We start from the raw sequence: 21,605 nt of genomic DNA, 5'->3' as shown, positions 1-21,605 counted from the left end.
AGCACCAGAGCCAGCGCCGGAACCGCGCCAGAACCAGCGCCGGAACCAGCACCAGAACCACCATCCGAAACGCCATCAGAAACTGTCAGGTGAGGGGACACGATGGACCCGATGGAACTGCCCCGGATCATCAGCGTCGACGACCATGTGATCGAGCCCGCGCACCTCTTCTCGACCTGGCTGCCGGCGAAGTACCGGGACCGGGGCCCGCAGCCGCTCACGGCCGGGATCGGCGAGCTCGCCTACGTGGCGGGCAAGTACCAGATCACGATGGATCCGGACGGCCCCCCGACGGACTGGTGGATCTACGAGGACCTGAAGTTCCCTTACAAGCGCAACATCGCCGCCGTCGGCTTCGACCGTGACGACATGACCCTCGAAGGCATCACGCGCGCGGAGATGCGGCGCGGCTGCTGGGACCCCAAGGCCCGCCTCGCGGACATGGACCTCAACCACGTCGAGGCCAGCCTCTGCTTCCCCACCTTCCCGCGCTTCTGCGGCCAGACGTTCGCCGAGGCCAAGGACAAGGAGGTGGCGCTCGCCTGCGTGCGCGCCTACAACGACTGGATGGTCGAGGAGTGGTGCGGCGACAGCGGCGGCCGTCTCATCCCGCTCTGCATCATCCCGCTGTGGGACATCGACCTCGCCGTCGCCGAGATCCACCGCAACGCGGCGCGCGGCGTCCGGGCGGTCACGTTCTCCGAGATCCCCACCCACCTCGGGCTGCCGTCCATCCACTCCGGGTACTGGGATCCGTTCTTCAGGGCGTGCCAGGAGACCGGGACCGTAGTCAACATGCACATCGGGTCCTCGTCCCAGATGCCCGCCGCGTCCCCCGACGCCCCACCCGCCGTCCAGGCCTCGCTCAGCTTCAACAACGCGATGGCGTCGATGATGGACTTCCTCTTCTCCGGGGTCCTGGTGAAGTTCCCGCGCCTCAAACTCGCCTACAGCGAGGGCCAGATGGGCTGGATCCCGTACGCCCTGGAGCGCGCGGACGACGTCTGGGAGGAGCACCGGGCCTGGGGCGGGGTGCGTGACCTCATCCCCGAGCCGCCGTCGACGTACTACTACCGGCAGATGTTCTGCTGCTTCTTCCGGGACAAGCACGGCGTCGCGTCGCTCGACGTCGTCGGCCGGGACAACGCGACCTTCGAGACGGACTACCCGCACGTCGACTCGACCTTCCCGCACACCAAGGAGGTCGCCCTAGACCACGTGAAGGGTCTCGACGACGAGACGGTCTACAAACTCATGCGGGGCAACGCCATCCGCATGCTCGGCCTCGACCTCGACAAGTCCGACAAGTAGGGGCCGCACCGTGGACCTGACCTACACGGACGAGGAAGAGGAGTTCCGGGCGAAGCTGCGGGAGTGGCTCGCCTCGGTGCTCCCCGGCCTGCCGCCGAAGCCGTCCCCCGACGACTGGCCGGGCCGCCGCGCCTACGACCTCGGCTGGCAGCGCAGGCTGTACGACGCCGGGTACGCGGGCCTGCACTGGCCCGCCGACGCGGGCGGCCGGGGCGCCACCCCCACCCAGCACCTGATCTTCCTGGAGGAGACCGAGAAGGCGGGCGCCCCTTACGTGGGCGCCAACTTCGTCGGCCTGCTGCACGCCGGGCCGACGATCGCCGCCGAGGGCACGGCCGAGCAGCGGGCGCGCTGGCTGCCGCCGGTCCTGCGCGGCGACGAGGTGTGGTGCCAGGGGTTCAGCGAACCGGACGCCGGCTCCGACCTCGCGTCGCTGCGCACGCGCGCGGTGCGGGACGGCGACCACTACGTGGTCAGCGGGTCCAAGATCTGGACCTCGCACGCGGAGGTCGCCGACTGGTGCGAACTCCTCGTGCGCACCGACCCGGCCGCGCCCAAGCACCGCGGCATCACCTGGCTCGCCATGCCGATGGACGCGCCCGGCATCACCGTCCGGCCGCTGCGCACGCTCGCCGGCTCCGCGGAGTTCGCCGAGATGTTCCTCGACGACGTGCGCATACCCGTCGCCAACCGGGTCGGCGAGGAGAACGACGGCTGGCGCGTCACGATGGTGACGCTGTCCTTCGAACGCGGCACCGCGTTCGTCGGCGAGGTCGTCGCCTGCCGCCGCGTCCTCGGCGAACTGGCCGCGCAGGCCCGCAAGAACGGCCGCTGGGACGACGCCGTGCTGCGCCGCAGGCTCGGCCGTCTCAACGCCGAGTTCCGCGCCCTGTGGCGGCTCACGCAGTGGAACGTCAGCGAGTCGCAGCGCGCGGGCGGCGTCCCCGGCATCGGCGGCTCCGTCTTCAAGCTCCGCTACTCGCACGCCCGTCAGGAACTCTTCGACGCCGCCGCCGAAGTGCTGGGCGCCGGGGGAGCACTCGACGCGGACCACGACTGGACCCTCGACCGGCTGTCGTCGCTGTCCTACACGATCGCCGCCGGCACCTCCCAGATCCAGCACAACATCGTCGCCGAACGCATCCTCGGCCTGCCGAAGGGAGGTAAGTGAGCATGGACTTCCAGCTCACCGACGACCAACGGGCCCTGCGGCAGGGCGTACGCGACCTGCTCGCCGGCCGGTTCGACCGCGACGCCCTGCGCGCCGCCGTGGACGTGCCCGGACACCTGGACCGCGAACTCTGGCGCGCCCTGGGGGAGGCGGGCTTCTTCGCCCTGCGCCTCCCCGAGGCGGACGGCGGCGTCGGCCTCGGACTGCCCGAGGCCGTCCTCGTCTTCGAGGAGGCGGGCCGCGTCCTGCTGCCGGGCCCCCTCGTCGCCACCCATCTCGCCGCGGGCACCGTGCCGGGCGCGGCCACGGGCGAGACGGTCGTGACCGACGCCGATGGAGAACTCCTGCCGTGGCTCGACGCGTCGGACGTCGTCCTCGCCGACGCGTCCGGCGCCGCTCCGCTGCGCTCCGTCGACCCGCTCACGCCCCTGCACCGGCTGCCGGGCCCGTACGCGCCCCGCACCCCGGAGGCCGTACTCCTCACGGCCGCCGAACAGCTCGGCTCCGCCGGGCGCACCTGCGAGATGGCCGTTCAACACGCCCGCGAACGCGAGCAGTTCGGGCAGCCCATCGGTGCCTTCCAGGCCGTCAAGCACCTGTGCGCCCAGATGCTCGTGCGGACCGAGCTGGCGCGCGCGGCGGTGTACGCGGCGGCCGTCACCGGGGATCCGGTGGAGACCGCCGCCGCCGAACTGCTCGCCGACGAGGCGGCGGTCCGCAACGCGCGCGACTGTGTCCAGGTGCACGGCGGCATGGGCTTCACGTGGGAGGCCGACGTGCATCTGCATCTCAAACGGGCCTGGGTGCGCGCCGGGGCGGGCCGCACGGCGCGGGAGACGGAGGAGGTGCTGGCGGCGGCGCTGTGACGTCCGGATCCTGAGCCGCGGCACGGGCGAACCCGTGTACGGACGGTCACGGAACGTCGATATCGGGTTGTGTCCTGCGCGGGACTCGTCACGGCACGCAGTCGGGTTCCGCTCCGGTACCTTGTGTGGGATGCGAGCGGTTGCGAGTCCGAGCCATCCCGGTGTTGCCCCTGAGGCGGCCCCGGATCCGGCGTTGCACGCCGCTCGCAGCGCACGGGAGGGCGTCACGTCCGCCCGTTCGACTCCCCGCAGGACGCGTCGCACAGTATGGCGCACGCGTACTCCTTCGCGCTGGAATATGCCCGAAGCGCTTGTTGGGGTGACTGTACGTCAACCATGCTGTCTTCCAAGGGGATCACGGTCCGTGAGCTCCTTGACTTGTCACAGTCCCGAGGCGATGTGTCCGCCGGTTCGGATGGTGTGAGCGGTGCAGGTGCTTCAAGTTCAGCTGGAGGTCGGGGCCGATCCCGCGGAGGTGGGGCGCGCCCGCAGGTGGGTGCGTTCGCGCCTGGCCGGGTCAGGCATAGAGGCCGATGAGCCACTGGCGGAGACGCTCATCCTGATCGTCTCGGAGCTGGTCACCAACGCCGTGGTGCACACGGGCTGTCCGGCCGTTCTGCGCATGCTGCTGCCGGGTCTCCCGGCGGGGGCGAGCGTCGGCACGGTCCGCGTGGAGGTGGCCGACGCCAGTGACCGCCCGCCGGCCCCCCGGCACGCCGACGGCGACGAGACCAACGGCCGCGGCCTGGAACTCGTCGACGGCCTGGCGGACCGCTGGGGATGGCGCCCGGAGGGCACGGGCAAGGCCATCTGGTGCGAGATCGACCGCTGCGGCGCGGGTGCCGCGGGGGCGGGCGCGTATCCCGGGCGGACGCGTCCTGAGGCGTTTCCCGGGACGTATCCGGGGATGGCGTACGAGGCGGTGTAGTCGGCGGGACCGCGTCCCGCCGCACGCCCTGCCGTACGCCCTGCCTCACCCCCGTCGCACGCCCGCCGTACGTCCGTCGCACGCCCCTTCGTGCACCCGTTCCGTCCCCTTGCGCGCGCCGTCGTACGCCGTCACAAATGTCACATAACTGGCAAATCTCCGCGCTGGTGTTGACGTCGGGTGTCCGTTTGATCACGCTTGTGGTCAGCGATTCGTGGCGAGGGGACGCCAAGGGTCCCGGTGACGGGGGCCCTCGGCGAGTACGGGTCGTGCCGCGGCGGCCGGCTCTCCCGAGGGGTCCGGGGGAGCAGGGCCCGGGCGCCGGGGGCCGGACGGCGGTGCGCTCGCAGCGCCGTCCGGTTCTGAACTCCCGTACGCGGTAGGTGTGTCAGGACCTCAGAGGATCGCTACCGGGGCCACCGGTGTGCCGGTGCCGCCCACGAACGGCTCGGGCATCGCCGACAGCAGGAACGCGTAGCGGGACTCTTGTGCACAGGCTGTGGACAAGTTCTCCAGATTCCAGTTCTGGCCCTGGAGCATGCCCATCTCGACCAGGTCGAGGGCGTGCACGGGGAGCCAGAGGTTCTCGTGTTCCGGCGGGAAGATCTCGAAGGTGAGCGTGTCGTTGGCGACGGCGGCCACGTCGCGCGCGTGGAACCACTCGGGCGTACGGATCGACAGGCCGGGCGACGGATAGCCGTAACCGTGCTTGTCGCCCGCCAGATACGTCTGGACCTGGCCGGTGCGCACCAGGACGATGTCGCCGGCGCGGACCGTGACCCGGCCGAACTCCTCGGCCTCCGCGAGGTCTTCGGGCGTCACCGCGTGGTCGCCCGGCAGCCGGTCCACCCCCTTCGCCGCCGCGACGTCGAGCAGGACACCGCGCGAGACGACGTACGGGGCCTTGTCGATGCCGCTGAACTGCGCGCCGCCGTGCGCCGTGATCGTGTCGGCGGGGCGGCCGTTGTAGATGCGGCCCGAGTGCGAGACGTGCGTGAGGGCGTCCCAGTGGGTGGCCGTCTGGAGCGCCATGGTCACGGAGTCGTCGCTGGTGGCGACGGTGCCGGGGCCGAACAGCTCCTGGTTGATCTGGACCATGGTGTGGTGCGGGTTGATCCGGCCGCGGATCATCCCCGTCTGTACGCCGTCCTCCTGGAGGGGCAGCGCGAGCGCCACCCGGCGGCCGGTGCGGACGGTCGCCGCGGCCTCGCGGACGACGTCGTCGGTCACCAGGTTGAGGGTGCCGATCTCGTCGTCGGCGCCCCAACGCCCCCAGTTGTTGACCCGCTTGGCTATGTCCTGGAACTCGGCTGGCATCGACATGAGTACTCCCCGGGGCTTGTCTTCCGGCATCGATCAGGTCATAAAATCTAACGGTCCGTCAGAAACCGCGGGAAGGGGCCGGACGTGGGGAACTTCTTGGCAGGCAAGGTGGTCGCCGTCACCGGCGCCGGGCGCGGCATCGGCAGGGCCGTCGCCCTCGCCTGTGCCGCCGAGGGCGCACGGGTCGTCGTCAACGACTACGGCGTGTCCATCGAGGGCGGCGAACCGGCGAGCGAGATCGCCGAGTCCGTCGTCAAGGAGATCGAGGCGGCCGGCGGCGAGGCCGTGGCCGTCGCCGACGACATCTCGACCATGGAGGGCGGCCAGCGCATCGTCGACGTGGCGCTCGCCGAGTACGGGCGGATCGACGGCGTCGTCTGCGTCGCCGGGATCCTGCGCGAGCGGATGCTGTTCAACATGTCCGAGCAGGAGTGGGACCCGGTGGTCGCCACGCACCTGAAGGGCACGTTCACCGTGTTCCGTGCCGCGTCCGCCGTCATGCGCAAGCAGGGCACGGGCACGCTCATCGGCTTCACCAGCGGCAACCACCAGGGATCCGTGGCGCAGGCCAACTACAGCGCCGCCAAGGGCGGGATCATCTCGCTCGTGCGCAGCGCCGCCCTCGGCCTGCACAAGTACGGCGTCACGGCGAACGCCGTCGCACCCGTCGCCCGTACGCGCATGTCGGCGAACGTGCCCATGGAGCTCAAGGAGATCGGGGAGCCGGAGGACGTCGCCGCGCTCGTCGTCTACCTGCTCAGCGAGCGGGCCCGCGCCGAGAAGATCACCGGGCAGGTCTACACGATCGCCGGACCCAAGATCGCCGTGTGGGCGCAGCCGCGGGAACTGCGCGCGGGCTACGCGGACGGCGCGTGGACACCCGAGCGGATCGCGGACTTCCTGCCCGGGACGGTGGGCACCGACCCCATGCCGATGCTCGCGCAGCTGGAGGCGATGGCCGAGGCCGCCGCGGCGAAAGCGCGCCCCAACCAGTGACGGCGGAGGCGTGTGGTGGAGTTCGGGTTCGGGGATGAGGACGAGGCGTTCCGGCGGGAGGTCCGCTCCTGGCTCGCGGAGCATCTCACCGGCGAGTACGCCGGGGCCCAGGGGCGCGGCGGGCCCGGCAGCGAGCACGAGGACACCGCGCTGCGGCGGGCCTGGGAGCGGGAGCTGGGCGCGGCCGGGTGGATCGGGCTCGGCTGGCAGCGCGGCGGGTACGGCAACCGCACCGCCTCGCTGACCCAGCAGGTCGTCTGGGCCGAGGAGTACGTGCGGGCCCGCGCGCCCGCACGCCACGGGCACATCGGCGAGAACCTGCTCGCCCCGACCCTGATCGCGTACGGCGACGAGGCGCAGCAGAAGCGTTTCCTGCCCGCGGTCGCCTCCGGCGATGAGCTGTGGTGCCAGGGCTACAGCGAGCCCGGCGCCGGCTCCGACCTCGCGAACCTGCGCACGACCGCCGTGCGCGACGGGGACACGTACCGCGTGACTGGCCAGAAAGTGTGGACGTCGCTCGCGCACGAGGCCGCCTGGTGCTTCGTGCTCGCGCGCACCGGGGCCGGGTCGCGGCGCCATCACGGCCTGTCGTTCCTGCTCGTGCCGATGGACCAGCCGGGCCGTATCGAGGTGCGGCCCATCCGGCAGCTGACCGGCACGAGCGAGTTCAACGAGGTGTTCTTCGACGGGGCGCACGCGCGCGTGGAGCACGTCGTGGGCGGTGAGGGGAACGGCTGGCAGGTCGCCATGGGGCTGCTCGCCCTGGAGCGCGGCGTCTCGACGCTCGCCCAGCAGATCGGTTTCGCCGCCGAACTCGCCGAGGTCGTCACCACGGCCGTGCGCACGGGCGCGGCCGGCGACCCGCTCCTCCGGGACCGCCTCGTCCGGCAGTGGGCCGAGCTGCGCGTCATGCGGTGGAACGCCCTGCGCACCCTCGGCGGCGCGCAGGACCCCGGCGCCCCGAGCGTCGCCAAGCTCCTGTGGGGCCGCTGGCACCAGCGCCTCGGCGAACTCGCCCTCCAGGCGCGGGGCGCGCACGCGGCGGCCGGGCCCGGGGACTGGACCCCCGCAAGCCCGTACGAACTCGACGCCGCGCAGCGTCTTTTCCTGTTCAGCCGGGCCGACACGATCTACGGCGGCTCGGACGAGATCCAGCGCAACATCATCGCCGAGCGCGTGCTCGGGCTGCCCAGGGAGACGAGGGAGTCGTCATGAGGGGTGTCGTGTTCGACGGGGTCCGTGCGGACGTCGTCGGCGATCTCGAGATACGTGATCCGGGGCCGGGGGAGGTCCTTGTCGACGTCGCCGCCGCGGGGCTCTGCCACAGCGACCTGTCGGTGATCGACGGGACGATCCCGTTCCCGGTGCCGGTCGTGCTCGGGCACGAGGGCGCGGGGATCGTGGAGGCGGTGGGCGCGGGCGTCACGCATGTGAAGCCGGGCGACCATGTGGCGCTGTCCACGCTCGCCAACTGCGGTGCCTGCGAGGACTGCGACCGGGGCCGGCCCACCATGTGCCGCAAGGCGATCGGGCGGCCCACGCGGCCGTTCTCGCGGGGCGGCACCCCGCTCTTCCAGTTCGCCGCGAACTCGTCGTTCGCCGAGCGGACCGTCGTCAAGGCCGTGCAGGCCGTGCCCATCCCCGGCGACATCCCGCTCACGTCGGCCGCGCTCATGGGCTGCGGCGTCCTGACCGGCGTCGGCGCCGTACTCAACCGGGCGCGTGTCGGCCAGGGCGAGAGCGTCGTCGTCATCGGGACCGGCGGCATCGGCCTCAACGTGCTCCAGGGCGCGCGGATCGCCGGCGCCTCGAAGATCGTCGCCGTCGACACGAACCCGGACAAGGAGGCGGTGGCCCGGCAGTTCGGCGCCACCGAGTTCCTCACCTCGGCCGACGCCGTCCGGGACATTCTGCCCACGGGCGCCGACCACGTCTTCGAGTGCGTCGGCCATGTCGCGCTGATCCGGAAGGCCATCGAACTCCTCGACCGGCACGGCCAGGCCATCCTCCTCGGCATGCCGGCCGCCGACGCGGAGGCGTCCTTCGTCCCCGCCCAGCTCTTCCTCGACAAGTCCGTCCTGGGCTGCCGCTACGGCTCCTCCCGCCCCCAGCGCGACATCAGGCTCTACGCCGACCTGTACCGGCAGGGCAAGCTGCTGCTCGACGAGCTGGTCACGGAGACGTACCCGGTCGAGGACTTCGCGAAGGCCGTCGAGGACGCGGAACAGGGGAAGGTGGCACGCGGGGTGCTGGTGTTCTGACCCGCGCCGGGCGTGACGTGACGCCCGCCGACTACGCCCCGCCGTTCGTCGCGTGGAACGTGCGGCGGTAGGCGGTGGGCGTCACGCCGAGGGCCGCCTGGAGGTGCGCTCTCATCGACTGGGCCGTGCCGAAGCCCGACTCGCGCGCCACCTGGTCCATCGTCAGGTCGCTCGACTCCAGGAGGTGCCGGGCCCGCTCGATCCGCTGCTGGGTGAGCCACTGGCCCGGGCTGACACCGGCCTCCTCGCGGAAGCGGCGCGTGAAGGTCCGTACGGACATCGACTCCTGCTCGGCCAGGTCCCGTAGCTGGAGCGGTTCGTGGAGACGGGCGAGGGCCCAGGCGCGGGACTTCGTCGTGGTCGCCAGCTGCGGCTCGGGGACGGGACGGTGGATGTACTGGGCCTGCCCGCCGTCGCGGTGGGGCGGGACGAGGGTGCGGCGGGCCACGTCGTTGGCCACCGCCGTGCCGTGGTCGCGGCGGACCAGGTGCAGGCACAGGTCGATGCCCGCGGCGACCCCTGCCGACGTCAGGACGTCCCCGTCGTCGATGAACAGGACGTCCGCGTCGACCCTGACCTCGGGGAAGAGCCGCTGGAAGTGCTCCGCGTTCGCCCAGTGCGTGGTCGCGGGCCGCCCGTCCAGGAAGCCGGCCGCCGCGAGCACATAGCTGCCGGTGCAGATCGACACGAGGCGCGTGCCGGGCCTGAGCAGCTCGAAGGCCGCCGCCAGCTCGTCGGTGAGGACGCCCTCCTCGTAGACGGGACCCAGCTCGTACGACGTCGGCACCACGAGGGTGTCGGCGGTGGCGAGGGCCTCCGGGCCGTTCCTGACCTGGACGGCGAAGTCGGCGTCCGACTCCACGAGGCCCGGCTCCCTGACCGAGCACGTCACGACCTCGTAGAGCGGGTTGTGCCCGGCGTCCCTGGCGCGGCCGAAGATGCGCTGTGCGATGCCGAGTTCGAAGGGCATCACGCCGTCGAGGGCGAGGACGGCCACGCGGTGGGGGCGCTTCGTGAGGCGGGCGGGAGTCTCCGGCATGACTCCGAGTGTATGGCCCGATCCTAGCGAAGGATGACTTTCGGGCCACTCGCCCTGGCGGGCCCCTTGATCGGATGCTGTGTGCTGTGACGCAGAGAACCGACACCCCCGGCGACGCCGGAACCGACACCCCCAGTGACGCCGGAGCCGCCACCCCGGGCGCGCCCGGCGCGGATGCCCCACACCCGCCCCACCCCCGTCCCCGTATCCACCGCGCCTGGTTCGTGGCTGCCGTCACCTTCGTGACGATCATCGGCGCCGCCGCCTTCCGGTCCCTGCCGGGGCTGCTGATCGACCCGCTCCACGCGGAGTTCGGCTGGTCCCGGGGGACCATCGGGCTCGCCGTCTCCATCAACCTCGCCCTGTACGGCCTGACCGCGCCCTTCGCCGCCGCGCTCATGGACCGGTTCGGCATCCGGCGCGTGGTCGCCGCCGCCCTCGTCGTCATCGCCTGCGGCTCAGGGCTCACCGTGTGGATGGACTCGGCCTGGCAGCTCCTGCTGTGCTGGGGCCTTCTCGTCGGGCTCGGCTCCGGTTCGATGGCCCTCGCGTTCGCCGCGACCGTCACCAACCGGTGGTTCACCGCCCGGCGCGGGCTCGTGACCGGCATCCTCACCGCCGCGTCCGCGTCGGGGCAGCTCATCTTCCTGCCGCTGCTCTCCTGGATCGTCGAGAAGCACGACTGGCGGCCCGCGGCCGTGACGGTGGCGCTCGCGGCGCTGGCCGTCGTGCCCTTCGTGTGGCTGCTGCTGCGCGACCACCCGGCCGACGTGGGGAGCACGCCGTACGGCGCCGAGAAGTTCGTGGAGAAGCCCCCGCCCGTCACCGGTGCCGCGCGCCGGACGGTGGGCGTGCTGGCCAGGGCCGTCCGCACCGGCCCCTTCTGGCTGCTCGCCGGGACCTTCGCGATCTGCGGCGCGTCCACGAACGGGCTCATCCAGACGCACTTCGTGCCGGCCGCGCACGACCACGGCATGCCGATCACCGCCGCCGCCTCGCTCCTCGCCGTCGTGGGGATCTTCGACGTCGTCGGGACCATCGCGTCGGGCTGGTTCACCGACCGCTTCGACGCCCGGCGGCTGCTGGCGGTGTACTACGCGCTGCGCGGGATCTCCCTGCTGTTCCTGCCGGTGCTCCTCGCGCCGACCGTCCACCCGCCGATGATCTTCTTCATCGTCTTCTACGGGCTCGACTGGGTCGCCACCGTGCCGCCCACCCTCGCCCTGTGCCGGGAGCACTACGGCGAGGACAGCGCGATCGTGTTCGGCTGGGTGCTCGCCTCGCACCAGGTGGGCGCCGCGCTCGTCGCGTTCCTCGGCGGCGTCGCCCGTGACACGTTCGGCAACTACGACGTCGTCTGGTACGCGTCCGGCGCGCTGTGTGCGGCGGCGGCCCTGATGGCGCTGGTCATCCGGCGCCGGACCGTCGACGCCCCGCTGCCCGCCCTGCTCGTCTGATCAGGCCTGGAAGCGGCCGAACGTCCCCTGGTGGAACAGCAGCGGGGACCGGTCGCCGTCCGCCGCCGTCCCGAGCGCCTCGACCCGGCCCACGACGATCAGGTGGTCCCCGCCCGTGTGGACCGCGTGGATCGTGCAGTCGATCCATGCGGGCGCCCCCGCGAGCCGCGGTGAACCCGTGACCGGCGCCGCGTCGTGGTCGACGCCCGCGAACTTGTCCGCGCCGCTCACCGCGAACGAGCGGCACAACGGGCCCTGGTCCGCGCCGAGGACGTTCACGCAGAACACACCCGCCGCCGCGATGCGCGGCCAGGTCGTGGACGTACGCGCCACCATGAACGCGATCAGGGGCGGGTCGAGGGAGAGCGAGGAGAAGGACTGGCAGGCGAAGCCCGCCGGGGGCGCGCCGGACTCCGACGGCGGCGCCGTGATGATGGTGACGCCGGAGGCGAAGTGACCGAGGACCCGGCGGAACTCGCCGGGATCCAGGGGCGCCCGCTCGTCCTCGCCCACCGCTCGTAGTTCCGGACGCGGCAGTGCCTCCACCGGTCCGGCCGACGTGGGCGCGCCGACCTCCCGGAGGTACCGGACCACCGTGGCTGCCATTCCCGCATGTCCCATCACACCTACGATTTAAGCTGACGGATCGTCAGATGGGAAGTGCCTCGACCGGGGTTGATACGGCTCAGCGGCCCTCGTACGACGCGTCGCGCCGCTCCCGGAAGCTCGCCACACCCTCCTGCGCGTCCCGTGTCGTCATGTTGATCTCCTGCGCCGCAGCCTCCGCCGCGAAGGCGGTCGCCCGGTCCGACTCCAGCGAGGCGTTGACCAGCTGCTTGGTCAGGGCGATGGCGCGGGTCGGGCCGTTCGCGAGACGCGTCGCCCACTCCTCGGCCGTCTTGCGCAGGTCCTCGTCCGGGACCGTACGGTTGACGAGACCCAGGCGCTCCGCGTCGCGCGCGGACAGCGCGTCGCCGAAGAACATCAGCTCCTTCGCCCGCTGCGGGCCGACGAGCCGCGGGAGCAGATAGGCACCGCCGCCGTCGGGGACCAGGCCACGGCGCACGAAGACCTCGATGAACCGGGCGGACTCCGCCGCGATCACCAGGTCGCAGGCGAGCGCCAGGTGCGCGCCGATGCCGGCCGCCGTCCCGTTCACCGCCGCGATCACCGGCTTCTCGCAGTCCAGGACGGCGGCGGTCAGCCGCTGCGCGCCCCGCCGGATCGTGCGGGCCACGTCACCGGGCACGCGGGGCCCTGTGTCGGGGGTGCCGCGCAGGTCGGCGCCGGCGCAGAAGCCCTTCCCGGTCGCGGTGAGGACCACGGCGCGCACGTCCGGGTCGGCGGAGGCGTGCTCCAGGATGCCGATGATCTCGTTGCGCTGGTCCCAGGTGAGCGCGTTCATCGCCTCGGGCCGGTTGAGCGTGATCCAGGTGACGTGGTCGGTCGTCTCGCACCGGATCGTCTCGGACTCGGTCATGTTCTCTTTTCCTTGCAGTGGCGGACGGGTCAGTGGCGGACGGGTCAGTGGCAGACGGCCAGGGCGTCCAGGGCCACAGCGCCCTGGCCCCGGGGGAGCACCATCAGCGGGTTGATGTCCAGCTCGGCGAGTTCGTCGCCCAGTTCGAGGGCCATGCGCTGGACCCGCAGCACGACCTCCACGAGCGCGTCCAGGTCCACGGGCGGCGCCCCCCTGACCCCGTCGAGGAGCGGCCTGCCGCGCAGTTCGTCGAGCATGGCCCGCGCCTGGTCCTCCGCGAACGGCGGCACTCTGACCGCCGTGTCCCGCAGCACCTCCACGAGTACGCCGCCCAGGCCCACCGTCACCGTCGGGCCGAACAGGTCGTCCTGCGTGACCCCCACGACCATCTCGACCCCGCGCTCGACCATCTGGCACACGAGGACGCCGTCCAGGTCGAGGCCCTCGTAACGGGCGATGTCGGTGAGCTCCCGGTAGGCGTCCCTGACCTGGCTGGCCGAGGTCAGGCCGACCTTGACGAGGCCGAGGTCGGACTTGTGGGCGAGCCGGGCGCCCGACGCCTTCATGACGACGGGGTAGCCGACCTGCCCGGCCGCCCGCACGGCCGCCGCCGCGCTGGTGACGAGCTGCTCGCGCGGTACGCGGATGCCGTACGCCCGCAGGAGCTGCTTCGCGGCGTGCTCGCTGAGCTGCCGGCCCGGACGCATCAGGGCCTGCGCCTTGCGGAAGGACGGGGAGGGCGTGCGGGGCGCGTCGGTGAACGGGGAGCGGTAGGCGGCGGTGAACCGGTGGTGGTCCAGATAGGCGCGGACGGCCGTGATGCAGTTCCCGAAGGTGCGGAACGTGGCGACGCGCGAGGAGCCGAGCAGCGTCTCGCGGTAGGCGTCCTCGGTGCCGAGGGGGGAGCCCCAGACGACGCAGACCAGCTTGTCGGTCCGTTCGGCGGCCGCCACCAGGTCCTTCGCCAGCTTGTCGCTCATCGGAGGGAACGGGCCGGTGATCGGGCAGATGAGCACGCCGATCGACGGGTCGTCGAGGATGGCGTCGATGATTTTGGGGCCGCGCCAGTCGCCCACCGGGTGGCCGCCGTTGTCGATTGGGTTCGCGACGTTCAGGTAGTCGGGGATCCACTGGTGGAGTTCCTGCCGCTTGGCCTCGGACAGCTGCGGCAGGGTCAGGCCCGCGCGGGTGGCCAGGTCGGCGAAGTGTGCGCCGGTGCCGCCCGATATCGAGTAGACCGCCACGCCGTCCGCCCGCGGGGGCCGCGCCCGCGCCAGCAGGGCGGAGGTGTCCTGGAGTTCGTCGAGTCCGTCCACCCTGATCACGCCGAACTGCCGCATCGCCGCGTCGACCACGGTGTCCGCGCCCGTCAGCTTGCCCGTGTGCGAGGCCGCCATGCGGGCGCCGGTCTCGGTGCGGCCCACCTTGACGGCGACGACGGGGACGCCGTTGCGGGCGGCGCGGTCCGCCGCGAGCAGGAACCCGCGGCCGTCTTTCAGCCCCTCCACGTAACAGGCGATCGCGCCGACCTCCGGGCGCTCGGCGAAGTACGAGATGAAGTCCGCCGTCTCCAGGTCCGCCTCGTTGCCCGTGGGTGCCCAGTGCGAGAGCCGGACGCCCAGCTCCTGCAGCGTGTAGAGCGGGCGGCCCTGGTGGCCGGACTGGGTGATGAGGGCGATCGCCGGTCCGTCCAGGTCCTCGCGGAACTCGGAGAACGCGTTCAGGTTCGTGTTCGGGCCCAGCAGGCGCAGGCCCGAGCGGCCGACCGCCTCGGCCAGGGACGACTGCGCGGCCGCGCCCTCCTCGCCGGTCTCCGCGAAACCGGACGCGAACGCGACGGCGAACTTCACCTTGGACGCGGCCAGTTCCTCGATGACCGGCAGCGGGTCCGAGACGAGGAGGACGGCCAGGTCGACGGTCTCGGGCAGCGCGGCGACGTTCGGCGCGCACGGGATGCCGAACACGCTCTCGCGGGTGGGGTGCACGGGGTGGAGGCGGGCGCCCACGCGCTCCGCCCAGGTGATCAGCTGCCGCGTGATGCCCGTGTTGGGGCGGCCCTCGGCGTCGGACGCGCCGATGACCGCCATCGATTCGGGCCGGAAGAAACGGTCCAGGTCAGGCACCTCGCGGTGCAGTGGCCGGCCGCTCACGTCCAGGTCGTCCGCCCTGCTGTGCACGGCGGGTGCCGGCTGCTCTCCGCAGGCGATCGTGCGGGCCCGGCGGGGGTCGGTGGTCAGGGTGCCGTATGTCGATCCAAGCATCGGGTCCGCCCGCTCCTCGACTGGTACTCACGTAACTGACGTAGTGTCAGATTACTGAACTGACGCTGTGTCAGGAACAGGGCTGCACGCAAAGGCTGTTACGGGTGTTCCCTCGGGCCGCCGGGTTCGAACGGCGGTATGCGGCCATGGTGGGGCATGACTGGGGCGCGGCGGGCCGGCTCCACCCCTTGCGGGCGGGCCTCGCATGCGCTGAACTGACGTACCGTCAGAAACGCGTACCGTCAGAAACAGAGAGGAGGGCCCCGGTCGTGGACTCGATCTGGCTCGACGGCGTCGAATGGCTGGCCGTGCTGCGCATAGGCCTCGGACTGTGGTGGCTGGAGAGCTGGCGGCACAAGGACAAGAAGGGCTGGTTCGAGCGGGGCACCGGCATCGCCTGGGCCGCCGACGTCGCCGCGAAGCACAAGTGGAACGCCGTACGCAGCGGCTTCGGCGCGGTCGTCACCCCCCGGCCGAAAGTGATGGCGTACATCGTCGTCTACGCCGAACTCGCCCTGGGCCTCGGCCTCGTGGCCGGCCTGCTGACCCCGGTCGCCCTCGTCGGCGGGCTGCTCCTGAACCTCCTGTACCTGGTCCTGATGATCCACGACTGGGCCGAGCAGGGACAGAACGCGATGATGGCCCTCATCTCGCTCGTGGCGCTCTTCGCCATGTCCTGGCAGACCTGGTCCCTCGACGCGGCGATCGGACTCTTCCTGTGACTCTTCCCGCGACCGTACGGTTCGACCTCCCCGAGCCCGACGCCTTCACGCAGCCCTACTGGGACGCGGCGGCCGACGGGGTGCTGCTCGTGCGCCGCTGCGGGGCGTGCGGCCGGGCCCACCACTATCCGCGCGAGTTCTGCCCGCACTGCTGGAGCGAGGACGGGACGTGGGAGCGGGCGTCCGGGAACGCCGAGCTCTACACATGGTCCGTCGTCCACCGCAACGACCTGCCGCCCTTCGGCACCCGCACCCCGTACATCGCGGCCGTCGTCGACCTCGCGGAGGGGCCGCGCATGATGACCGAGATCGTGGCTACTGAAGGAGACGACCTACGGGTGGGCATGCCCCTCACGGTCGCCTTCCGTGAGGTGGAGGGATTCTCCGTGCCGGTATTCCGGTCGCGGTCCTGACGCGCCGGGCGGCATCATGCGGGCATGACTGGGACTCCCGGAAGCGGCTGGCATCTCACCGCCGACGCCGACGACTTCCTCGCCCGCGCGGGCGCCTACCTGCGGGCCGACCCCGCGCTGCACACCGTCGCCCTCAGCGTCACCGCGAGCCTGCGGGAGCGCGGACCGAAGGTGTACGGCGCGGACAGCCAGCTCTTCGGCGTGCTGTACGGGCCGGACGGCGGTGTCGACGGCACGCTGCTGTGGACGAAGCCGTACCGGCTGAACGTCAGCCCCCTGGACCGTGAACAGGCCGACGCGCTCGCCGTCACGCTCCAAGGGCGCCCGGTGACAGGCGTGTTCGGCGTCGACACGGCCTCGGCCGCCTTCGCCGACGCGTGGTGCTCCCGTACGGGGATGCGCGCCCACCGCGCCATCGACCAGCGCCTGTACCGGCTCGACGTCCTCACCCCGCCCGCGCCCGCCCCCGACGGCCGGCCCCGCGTCGCCACCGACGGCGACCGGGACCTCCTGGCCCGGTGGCACCAGGCGTTCGCCGAGGACACCGGGACGCCGGGCGCCGGGTCCGGCTCGGCGGAATGGGCCGACGAGCGGATCTCGTACGGCGGCATCACCCTCTGGGAGAGCGCGGACGGCGTGCCCGTCTCCATGGCCGGAGTGACCCGCGAGGCCGCCGGAGCGGTCCGCGTCGCGCCCGTCTATACCCCGCCGGACCTGCGCGGCCGGGGCTACGCGGGAGCGGTCACCGCCGAGGTCAGCCGCGCCGCACGGGCCGCGGGCGCGCGCGAGGTGCTGCTCTTCACCGACCTCGCCAACCCGACCAGCAACGGCCTCTACCGGCGCATCGGCTACCGTCCCGTCCGCGACTTCGCCGTCCACACCTTCACCGCACCCGAGAACGGCTGACAGCTCATGACCGACACCTCTGAGATACGCGGCCTCGGGCTGCGCCTGCGCGGCTGGCGCGTCGGCGACGAGGGCGATGCCGCCGCCGTGCTGCGTGGCCTCACCGACCCGGAGTTCCTGCGCTGGAACACCCCGCTCACCGCCGTCGACGACCTCGCCGGCGCGCACGCCTTCCTGCGTAAGCGCCAGGAGCTCCTGGAGAGCGGCGAGGGGGTGTCGTGCTGTGTCACCGACGAGGACACGGGGGAGGTCCTCGGACACATCGGCTTCAGCGCCATCACGCCCGCCTTCCGCACCGCGATCGTCGGGTACTGGGTGCTGCCCGAGGCGCGCGGGCGCCGGGTCGCGACCCGGGCGCTGTGCCTCGGCTCCCGGCTGGCCTTCGGCGAACTCGGCCTGTACCGGCTCGAACTCGGCCACGCCCTTGGCCACGAGGTGTCCTGCCGGGTCGCCGAGCGCGGCGGCTACCCCTACGAGGGCACGCTGAGGGGCGCGATGTTCGAGGCCGGGCGACAGGACGCCTTCCGTGACGTGCACCTGCACGCCCGCCTCTCCTCGGACCCCGAGCCCGAGGTGGCGTGAGGCGTTTACGGCTTACGGGTTACGGGATTACGGCCAGAGCAGTTCCCGTACCCACCGGGAGCCGTCGGCGCGGTACCTGAGGCGGATGTGGCGGCGCCGGGCGTCGCCCTGGAAGAACTCCACCTCGCGCGGGACCAGCGCGTACGCCGTCCAGGTGGGCGCGGGCGCGTCCGGCTGGGCCTGCGCGCGCTCCCAGGCGGCCACCGACGCGCGCTCCAACTCGTCCTGCGATCCCAGCACTTCACTCTGGTGCCCGACGAGGGCCGCCGCGAGCGCGCCGGTCGAGCGGACGTGCAGATCGGCCTGGCTCGCCTCCGGCGTCGCCGCCGTGACCTCACCGCGTACGCGGATCTGGCGGCCCTGCGCCGGCCAGTAGAAGCCGAGCGCGGCCCGCGGGTTCGCGGCGAGCTGGCGGCCCTTGGCGCTGCCCGCGTGCGACGCGAAGTGGAAGCCCTCCTCTTCGACGCCGTGCAGCATCACCGTACGGACGTCGGGCAGCCCGTCCTCGTCGACGGTGGCGAGCGACATGGTGTGCGGCTCGGTCTGGCCCGCGGCGGCGGCCGCCGCCAACCACTCGGCGAAGAGGGGCAGCGGGGACGGCGGGGCCTGCGCCGGGTCGAACCCGGGCAGGTCGGTGTCCCAGACGCGCAGGGACTTCAGGAGTTCTCGCAGATCTCGCAGATCTCGCAGATCTCGCAGTTCTGGCCGTTCTGGCAGTTCTCGCATACGTCGATTCTGGACGCCGCTCACTCCGTGCCGAGCACCACCGTGCCCGACGAGCAGAACCAGCCGCCCGTGCCGGACGCGACCGCGAGCCGCGGGAGCCTGCCGCCCGCCTTGTAGACCTGGCGCTCCCCGGCCTCGCCGCGCAGCTGCCGTACCGCCTCCACCAGGAGGAACAGGCCCCGCATGCCCGGATGCTGGGCAGACAGGCCGCCGCCGTCCGTGTTCGTGGGCAGCGCGCCGTCCCGCAGCAGACGCCCCTTCTCGACGAACGGGCCGCCCTCGCCCTTCGCGCAGAACCCGAGGTCCTCAAGCGTCACCAGGGTCATGTACGTGAAGGCGTCGTAGATCTCCGCGATGTCGATCTCGTCGGGCGTGACGCCCGCCCGCTCGAAGGCGAGCTTCCCGCTGACGGCGGCCGGGGAGACCGTGAAGTCGTCCCACTCCGACATCGTGGTGTGCGACACGTGCTCACCCGAACCGAGCACCCACACCGGCGACTTGGCGCAGTCGGGGAGCAGGTCCTCGGCGACGAGCAGCACGGCGGCGCCGCCGTCCGAGCGTATGCAGCAGTGCAGCTTCGTGAAGGGGTCGGCGATCATCGGCCCGTCGAGCACGTCGTCGACGGTGACCGGGTCGCGGAACATGGCCTCGGGGTTGAGTGCCGCGTTCGCCCGTGCCTGCACGGCGACCTCGGCCAGCTGCTCCAGGGTCGTGCCGTACTCGTGCATGTGGCGGCGGGCGGCCATCGCGTACTTGGCGATCAGCGAGTGGCCGTACGGCACCTCGAACTGGAGGGGGCCGCGGGCGCCGAAGCTGAGGTTCGATGTGCGGCGCTTGGCCTTGATGTCGGCGCGTGCGGTCGACCCGTACACGAGCAGGACCGCGCGGGCGTGGCCCTGGGCGATGGCGTCCGCGGCGTGCGCGGCCATCACCTCCCACGTGGAGCCGCCGACCGAGGTGGAGTCCACCCAGCGGGGCTTGAGGCCCAGGTACTCGGCGACCTCGACGGGCGCGAGGATGCCGAGGCCCGCGCTGGCGAACCCGTCGACGACGTCGGGGGTGAGCCCGGCGTCGGCCACGGCGCGGCGGGCGGCCTGGGCGTGCAGCGCGTACGGGGTGGCCTCGTCCACGCGGCCGCAGTCGGAGAGGGCGATGCCGGCGATGGCGACCCGGCGGGAACCTTGCGGTCGGGGTGCGGCAGTCATGAATCTGACGGTACATCAGATTTCTTGGAGGGGGAGGAGGGAGAGGAAGAAGGCGGCCGAAGAAGGGTGAGGGGAAGGGCGTGAGCGGAAAGTCTGGGCAATCCGTCGCCGCGGTCCTAACATGACGCCCCGTCAGAACAGGGGTCCGGGGTCGCCGGCCCCCGGGGAGGAGCCCGTATGGACGCCGCCTTCACCGCGGAACAGGACGAGATCCGCCGCACCTTGCACGAACTCATGGACAAGCGCTGCGGACCCGACGACGTCAAGGCCGCCGTCGCCACCCCCGCCGGATACGACCCGGCCCTGTGGACCGCCCTGGGGAGCGACCTCGGCCTGCCCGGCCTCGCCCTCCCGGAGACGTACGGCGGAGTCGGCTGCGGAACCACCGAGCTCGCCCTGGCCTGCGAGGAGTCGGGCCGTGCCCTGGCGCCGTCCCCGCTCCTGGCCACCGCGGCACTCGCCGCCCCCCTCGTCCTCGCCCTGGGTTCCGAGGGGCAGCGCGCCGAACTGCTGCCCCGCATCGCCACCGGCGCCCTCACCGCCACCCTCGCCGTGCCCGGCGAGGGCCTCGCCACCGCGCTCGGCCTCACCGGCGACAACGGGGGCGACTGGTCCGGCGGCGGACGCGCGGGCGGCATCCAGGCCCGGCCGGCCGACGGCGGCGACGACGGGAACGGCTGGCGCCTGTACGGACAGGCCGACCAGGTCCTCGACGGGCACAGCGCCGGACTCCTCGTCGTCGCCGCCCACACCGGCGGCTTCGCCCGCTCCCGCACCCTGCTCTTCCTCGTGCACGGGGACGGCGACGGAGTCGTCAGGACGCGGCGCACGGCGCTCGACGAGACGCGGCCCCGCGCCCGGATCGAACTGCGCGACACGCCCGCCGAGTTGCTCGGGTCAGGCGACAGCGACGAGGTGGCCGCCGCGCTCGCCGTCACGGGGGACGCGGCCGCGACCGTGCTCGCCGCGGAGGCCGTCGGCGCCGCCGGGCGCGCCCTGGAACGGACCGTCGAGCACGTGCGCCAGCGTGAGCAGTTCGGGCGCCCGATCGGCTCCTTCCAGGCCGTCAAGCACCGCCTCGCCGACGTGTATGTACAGGTGCAGGCGGCACGCTCCGCGGCCTACTACGCGGCCTGGGCCGCCGGTGCGGAAGGCGGCGGACGGGCGGGCGGGCTCGCCCTCGCCCAGGCCCTGGAGGCGCTGCGCACCGCCGCGTCCGAGGCCGTGCAGCTGCACGGCGGCATCGGCTTCACCTGGGAGCACGACGCCCACCTCTACCTCAAACGCGCGACCGGCGACGAACTGCTCTTCGGTCCCGTCCACCTGCTGCGGGCACGCGCCGCCGAGTCCGCCGAACTCTTCGCCCGCCAGGAGGTGACGGTCTGATGGCGCCACCCGGAATCAAGCTCATCCAGAAAGTCTCGTCGACCCGTGCCTTCGCCCGCGTCGCGCCCCACTTCATCCCCGCGATGGACCGCGCCGTGCACCGGCTCACGCGAGGAAAGGTGCTGGTCAGCGCCCAGATGCTGCCGGGGCTCATCCTGACCGCGCGCGGCGCCAAGACCGGACTGCCACGGCGTACGCCGCTCGCGTGCATGCCGGAGGAGGAGGCCGGCACCTGGCTCCTGATCGGGTCCAACTTCGGGCGCCCGGGACATCCCGCCTGGACGGCGAACCTGCTGGCCCATCCGGACGCCGACATCAACTGGAAGGGCGAGGACGTCCCGGTGACCGCCCGGCTGCTCGACTCCGCCGAACGGGAGGAGGCGTGGGCGGCGGCCCTGAAGTTCTGGCCGCCGTACGCGACGTACCAGGCGAGGGTGGAGCGCGAGATCAGGCTGTTCAGGCTGGCGCGGCGCTAGCACACCGCCGCCAGCACACTGGCCCTGGTGCACCGGCCCTGGCACACCGGCTCTGGCTCTGACCCTGGCCGCAACTGCAACAGCGGCGGTTCACGT

21 protein-coding genes are annotated in these 21,605 nt (G+C 72.3%); 14 read left to right on the top strand and 7 right to left on the bottom strand.

Going from position 1 to position 21,605, the window contains the following annotated elements:
* The first annotated feature begins 111 nt into the window (after nt 1-111).
* From EOT10_RS25495 to EOT10_RS25480, 4 genes are all read left to right on the top strand, one after another.
* On the top strand, nt 112-1,311 hold the full coding sequence (locus EOT10_RS25495) for an amidohydrolase family protein (RefSeq protein WP_127830662.1): 1,200 nt from the start codon (nt 112-114) through the stop codon (nt 1,309-1,311).
* A gap of 10 nt (nt 1,312-1,321) precedes the next feature.
* On the top strand, nt 1,322-2,482 hold the full coding sequence (locus EOT10_RS25490) for an acyl-CoA dehydrogenase (RefSeq protein WP_127830661.1): 1,161 nt from the start codon (nt 1,322-1,324) through the stop codon (nt 2,480-2,482).
* Between the two features lie 2 nt (nt 2,483-2,484).
* Nucleotides 2,485-3,348, top strand: coding sequence for an acyl-CoA dehydrogenase family protein (locus EOT10_RS25485; protein ID WP_127830660.1), 864 nt, complete (start codon nt 2,485-2,487; stop codon nt 3,346-3,348).
* Between the two features lie 427 nt (nt 3,349-3,775).
* The gene (locus EOT10_RS25480) at nt 3,776-4,276 is read left to right on the top strand and encodes an ATP-binding protein (protein WP_127830659.1); all 501 of its coding nucleotides are present in this window, start codon (nt 3,776-3,778) and stop codon (nt 4,274-4,276) included.
* 396 nt (nt 4,277-4,672) lie between these two features.
* Here the strand turns inward: EOT10_RS25480 and EOT10_RS25475 are convergent, their stop codons facing one another.
* Nucleotides 4,673-5,599, bottom strand: a complete 927-nt coding sequence (locus tag EOT10_RS25475) for a cyclase family protein (protein ID WP_127830658.1) — start codon at nt 5,597-5,599, stop codon at nt 4,673-4,675.
* 84 nt (nt 5,600-5,683) lie between these two features.
* On the opposite strand from EOT10_RS25475, the gene EOT10_RS25470 reads away from it, so the two are divergent.
* Genes EOT10_RS25470 through EOT10_RS25460 form a run of 3 tightly spaced genes read left to right on the top strand, consistent with a single transcriptional unit; the run spans nt 5,684 to nt 8,856 of the window.
* Complete coding sequence (locus EOT10_RS25470; protein ID WP_127830657.1) at nt 5,684-6,595, top strand: SDR family NAD(P)-dependent oxidoreductase; 912 nt, start codon at nt 5,684-5,686, stop codon at nt 6,593-6,595.
* A 15-nt stretch (nt 6,596-6,610) separates the two neighbouring features.
* A complete protein-coding gene (locus tag EOT10_RS25465; RefSeq protein ID WP_127830656.1) occupies nt 6,611-7,810 on the top strand; it encodes an acyl-CoA dehydrogenase family protein in 1,200 nt (399 codons plus the stop codon).
* Nucleotides 7,807-8,856: a Zn-dependent alcohol dehydrogenase gene (locus EOT10_RS25460; protein WP_127830655.1), complete on the top strand. Its 1,050-nt coding sequence runs from the start codon at nt 7,807-7,809 to the stop codon at nt 8,854-8,856. Before EOT10_RS25465 ends, EOT10_RS25460 begins: the two co-directional genes overlap by 4 nt.
* A 31-nt stretch (nt 8,857-8,887) precedes the next feature.
* Here the strand turns inward: EOT10_RS25460 and EOT10_RS25455 are convergent, their stop codons facing one another.
* Entirely contained in the window at nt 8,888-9,895 is a 1,008-nt protein-coding gene (locus tag EOT10_RS25455) for a GlxA family transcriptional regulator (RefSeq protein WP_127830654.1), read from the bottom strand.
* Nucleotides 9,896-9,981: 86 nt separating this feature from the next.
* Here EOT10_RS25455 and EOT10_RS25450 point away from each other — a divergent pair, with 86 nt between their 5' ends.
* Entirely contained in the window at nt 9,982-11,352 is a 1,371-nt protein-coding gene (locus tag EOT10_RS25450; RefSeq protein ID WP_127830653.1) for an MFS transporter, read from the top strand.
* Here the strand turns inward: EOT10_RS25450 and EOT10_RS25445 are convergent, their stop codons facing one another.
* The 3 genes from EOT10_RS25445 to EOT10_RS25435 all read right to left on the bottom strand — a co-directional run bounded on the left by EOT10_RS25445 (nt 11,353) and on the right by EOT10_RS25435 (nt 15,093).
* On the bottom strand, nt 11,353-11,958 hold the full coding sequence (locus EOT10_RS25445) for a flavin reductase family protein (RefSeq protein WP_127830652.1): 606 nt from the start codon (nt 11,956-11,958) through the stop codon (nt 11,353-11,355).
* A gap of 79 nt (nt 11,959-12,037) precedes the next feature.
* Nucleotides 12,038-12,832: an enoyl-CoA hydratase/isomerase family protein gene (locus tag EOT10_RS25440; RefSeq protein WP_127830651.1), complete on the bottom strand. Its 795-nt coding sequence runs from the start codon at nt 12,830-12,832 to the stop codon at nt 12,038-12,040.
* Between the two features lie 44 nt (nt 12,833-12,876).
* Nucleotides 12,877-15,093, bottom strand: coding sequence for an acetate--CoA ligase family protein (locus EOT10_RS25435; RefSeq protein WP_127830650.1), 2,217 nt, complete (start codon nt 15,091-15,093; stop codon nt 12,877-12,879).
* Between the two features lie 269 nt (nt 15,094-15,362).
* On the opposite strand from EOT10_RS25435, the gene EOT10_RS25430 reads away from it, so the two are divergent.
* From EOT10_RS25430 to EOT10_RS25415, 4 genes are read left to right on the top strand one after another with little or no spacing between them, the layout of a single operon-like run.
* Nucleotides 15,363-15,815 carry a DoxX family protein gene (locus tag EOT10_RS25430; RefSeq protein ID WP_127830649.1) on the top strand — a complete coding sequence of 151 codons (453 nt, stop codon included), beginning with the start codon at nt 15,363-15,365 and terminating at the stop codon, nt 15,813-15,815.
* Nucleotides 15,812-16,228: a Zn-ribbon domain-containing OB-fold protein gene (locus EOT10_RS25425; RefSeq protein ID WP_127830648.1), complete on the top strand. Its 417-nt coding sequence runs from the start codon at nt 15,812-15,814 to the stop codon at nt 16,226-16,228. The genes EOT10_RS25430 and EOT10_RS25425 overlap by 4 nt, the downstream gene beginning before the upstream one ends.
* A gap of 24 nt (nt 16,229-16,252) precedes the next feature.
* Nucleotides 16,253-17,134: a GNAT family N-acetyltransferase gene (locus EOT10_RS25420; RefSeq protein WP_127830647.1), complete on the top strand. Its 882-nt coding sequence runs from the start codon at nt 16,253-16,255 to the stop codon at nt 17,132-17,134.
* 6 nt (nt 17,135-17,140) lie between these two features.
* Entirely contained in the window at nt 17,141-17,716 is a 576-nt protein-coding gene (locus EOT10_RS25415) for a GNAT family N-acetyltransferase (RefSeq protein WP_127830646.1), read from the top strand.
* A gap of 27 nt (nt 17,717-17,743) precedes the next feature.
* Here the strand turns inward: EOT10_RS25415 and EOT10_RS25410 are convergent, their stop codons facing one another.
* Nucleotides 17,744-18,442 (bottom strand): pyridoxine/pyridoxamine 5'-phosphate oxidase, encoded by a 699-nt coding sequence (locus tag EOT10_RS25410; RefSeq protein WP_127830645.1) that lies wholly within the window; start codon nt 18,440-18,442, stop codon nt 17,744-17,746.
* Between the two features lie 20 nt (nt 18,443-18,462).
* On the bottom strand, nt 18,463-19,647 hold the full coding sequence (locus EOT10_RS25405; RefSeq protein ID WP_127830644.1) for a thiolase C-terminal domain-containing protein: 1,185 nt from the start codon (nt 19,645-19,647) through the stop codon (nt 18,463-18,465).
* A 177-nt stretch (nt 19,648-19,824) separates the two neighbouring features.
* On the opposite strand from EOT10_RS25405, the gene EOT10_RS25400 reads away from it, so the two are divergent.
* Together EOT10_RS25400 and EOT10_RS25395 are read left to right on the top strand one after the other, a co-directional pair.
* A complete protein-coding gene (locus EOT10_RS25400; RefSeq protein WP_127830643.1) occupies nt 19,825-21,033 on the top strand; it encodes an acyl-CoA dehydrogenase family protein in 1,209 nt (402 codons plus the stop codon).
* Nucleotides 21,033-21,509 carry a nitroreductase family deazaflavin-dependent oxidoreductase gene (locus EOT10_RS25395; RefSeq protein WP_127830642.1) on the top strand — a complete coding sequence of 159 codons (477 nt, stop codon included), beginning with the start codon at nt 21,033-21,035 and terminating at the stop codon, nt 21,507-21,509. The genes EOT10_RS25400 and EOT10_RS25395 overlap by 1 nt, the downstream gene beginning before the upstream one ends.
* The last annotated feature ends 96 nt before the right edge of the window (nt 21,510-21,605 follow it).

This window comes from Streptomyces antnestii, from assembly GCF_004005495.1.
In the GTDB taxonomy this organism is placed as follows: Bacteria; Actinomycetota; Actinomycetes; order Streptomycetales; family Streptomycetaceae; genus Streptomyces; species Streptomyces antnestii.
This window is presented reverse-complemented; position numbering and strand designations above follow the sequence as displayed.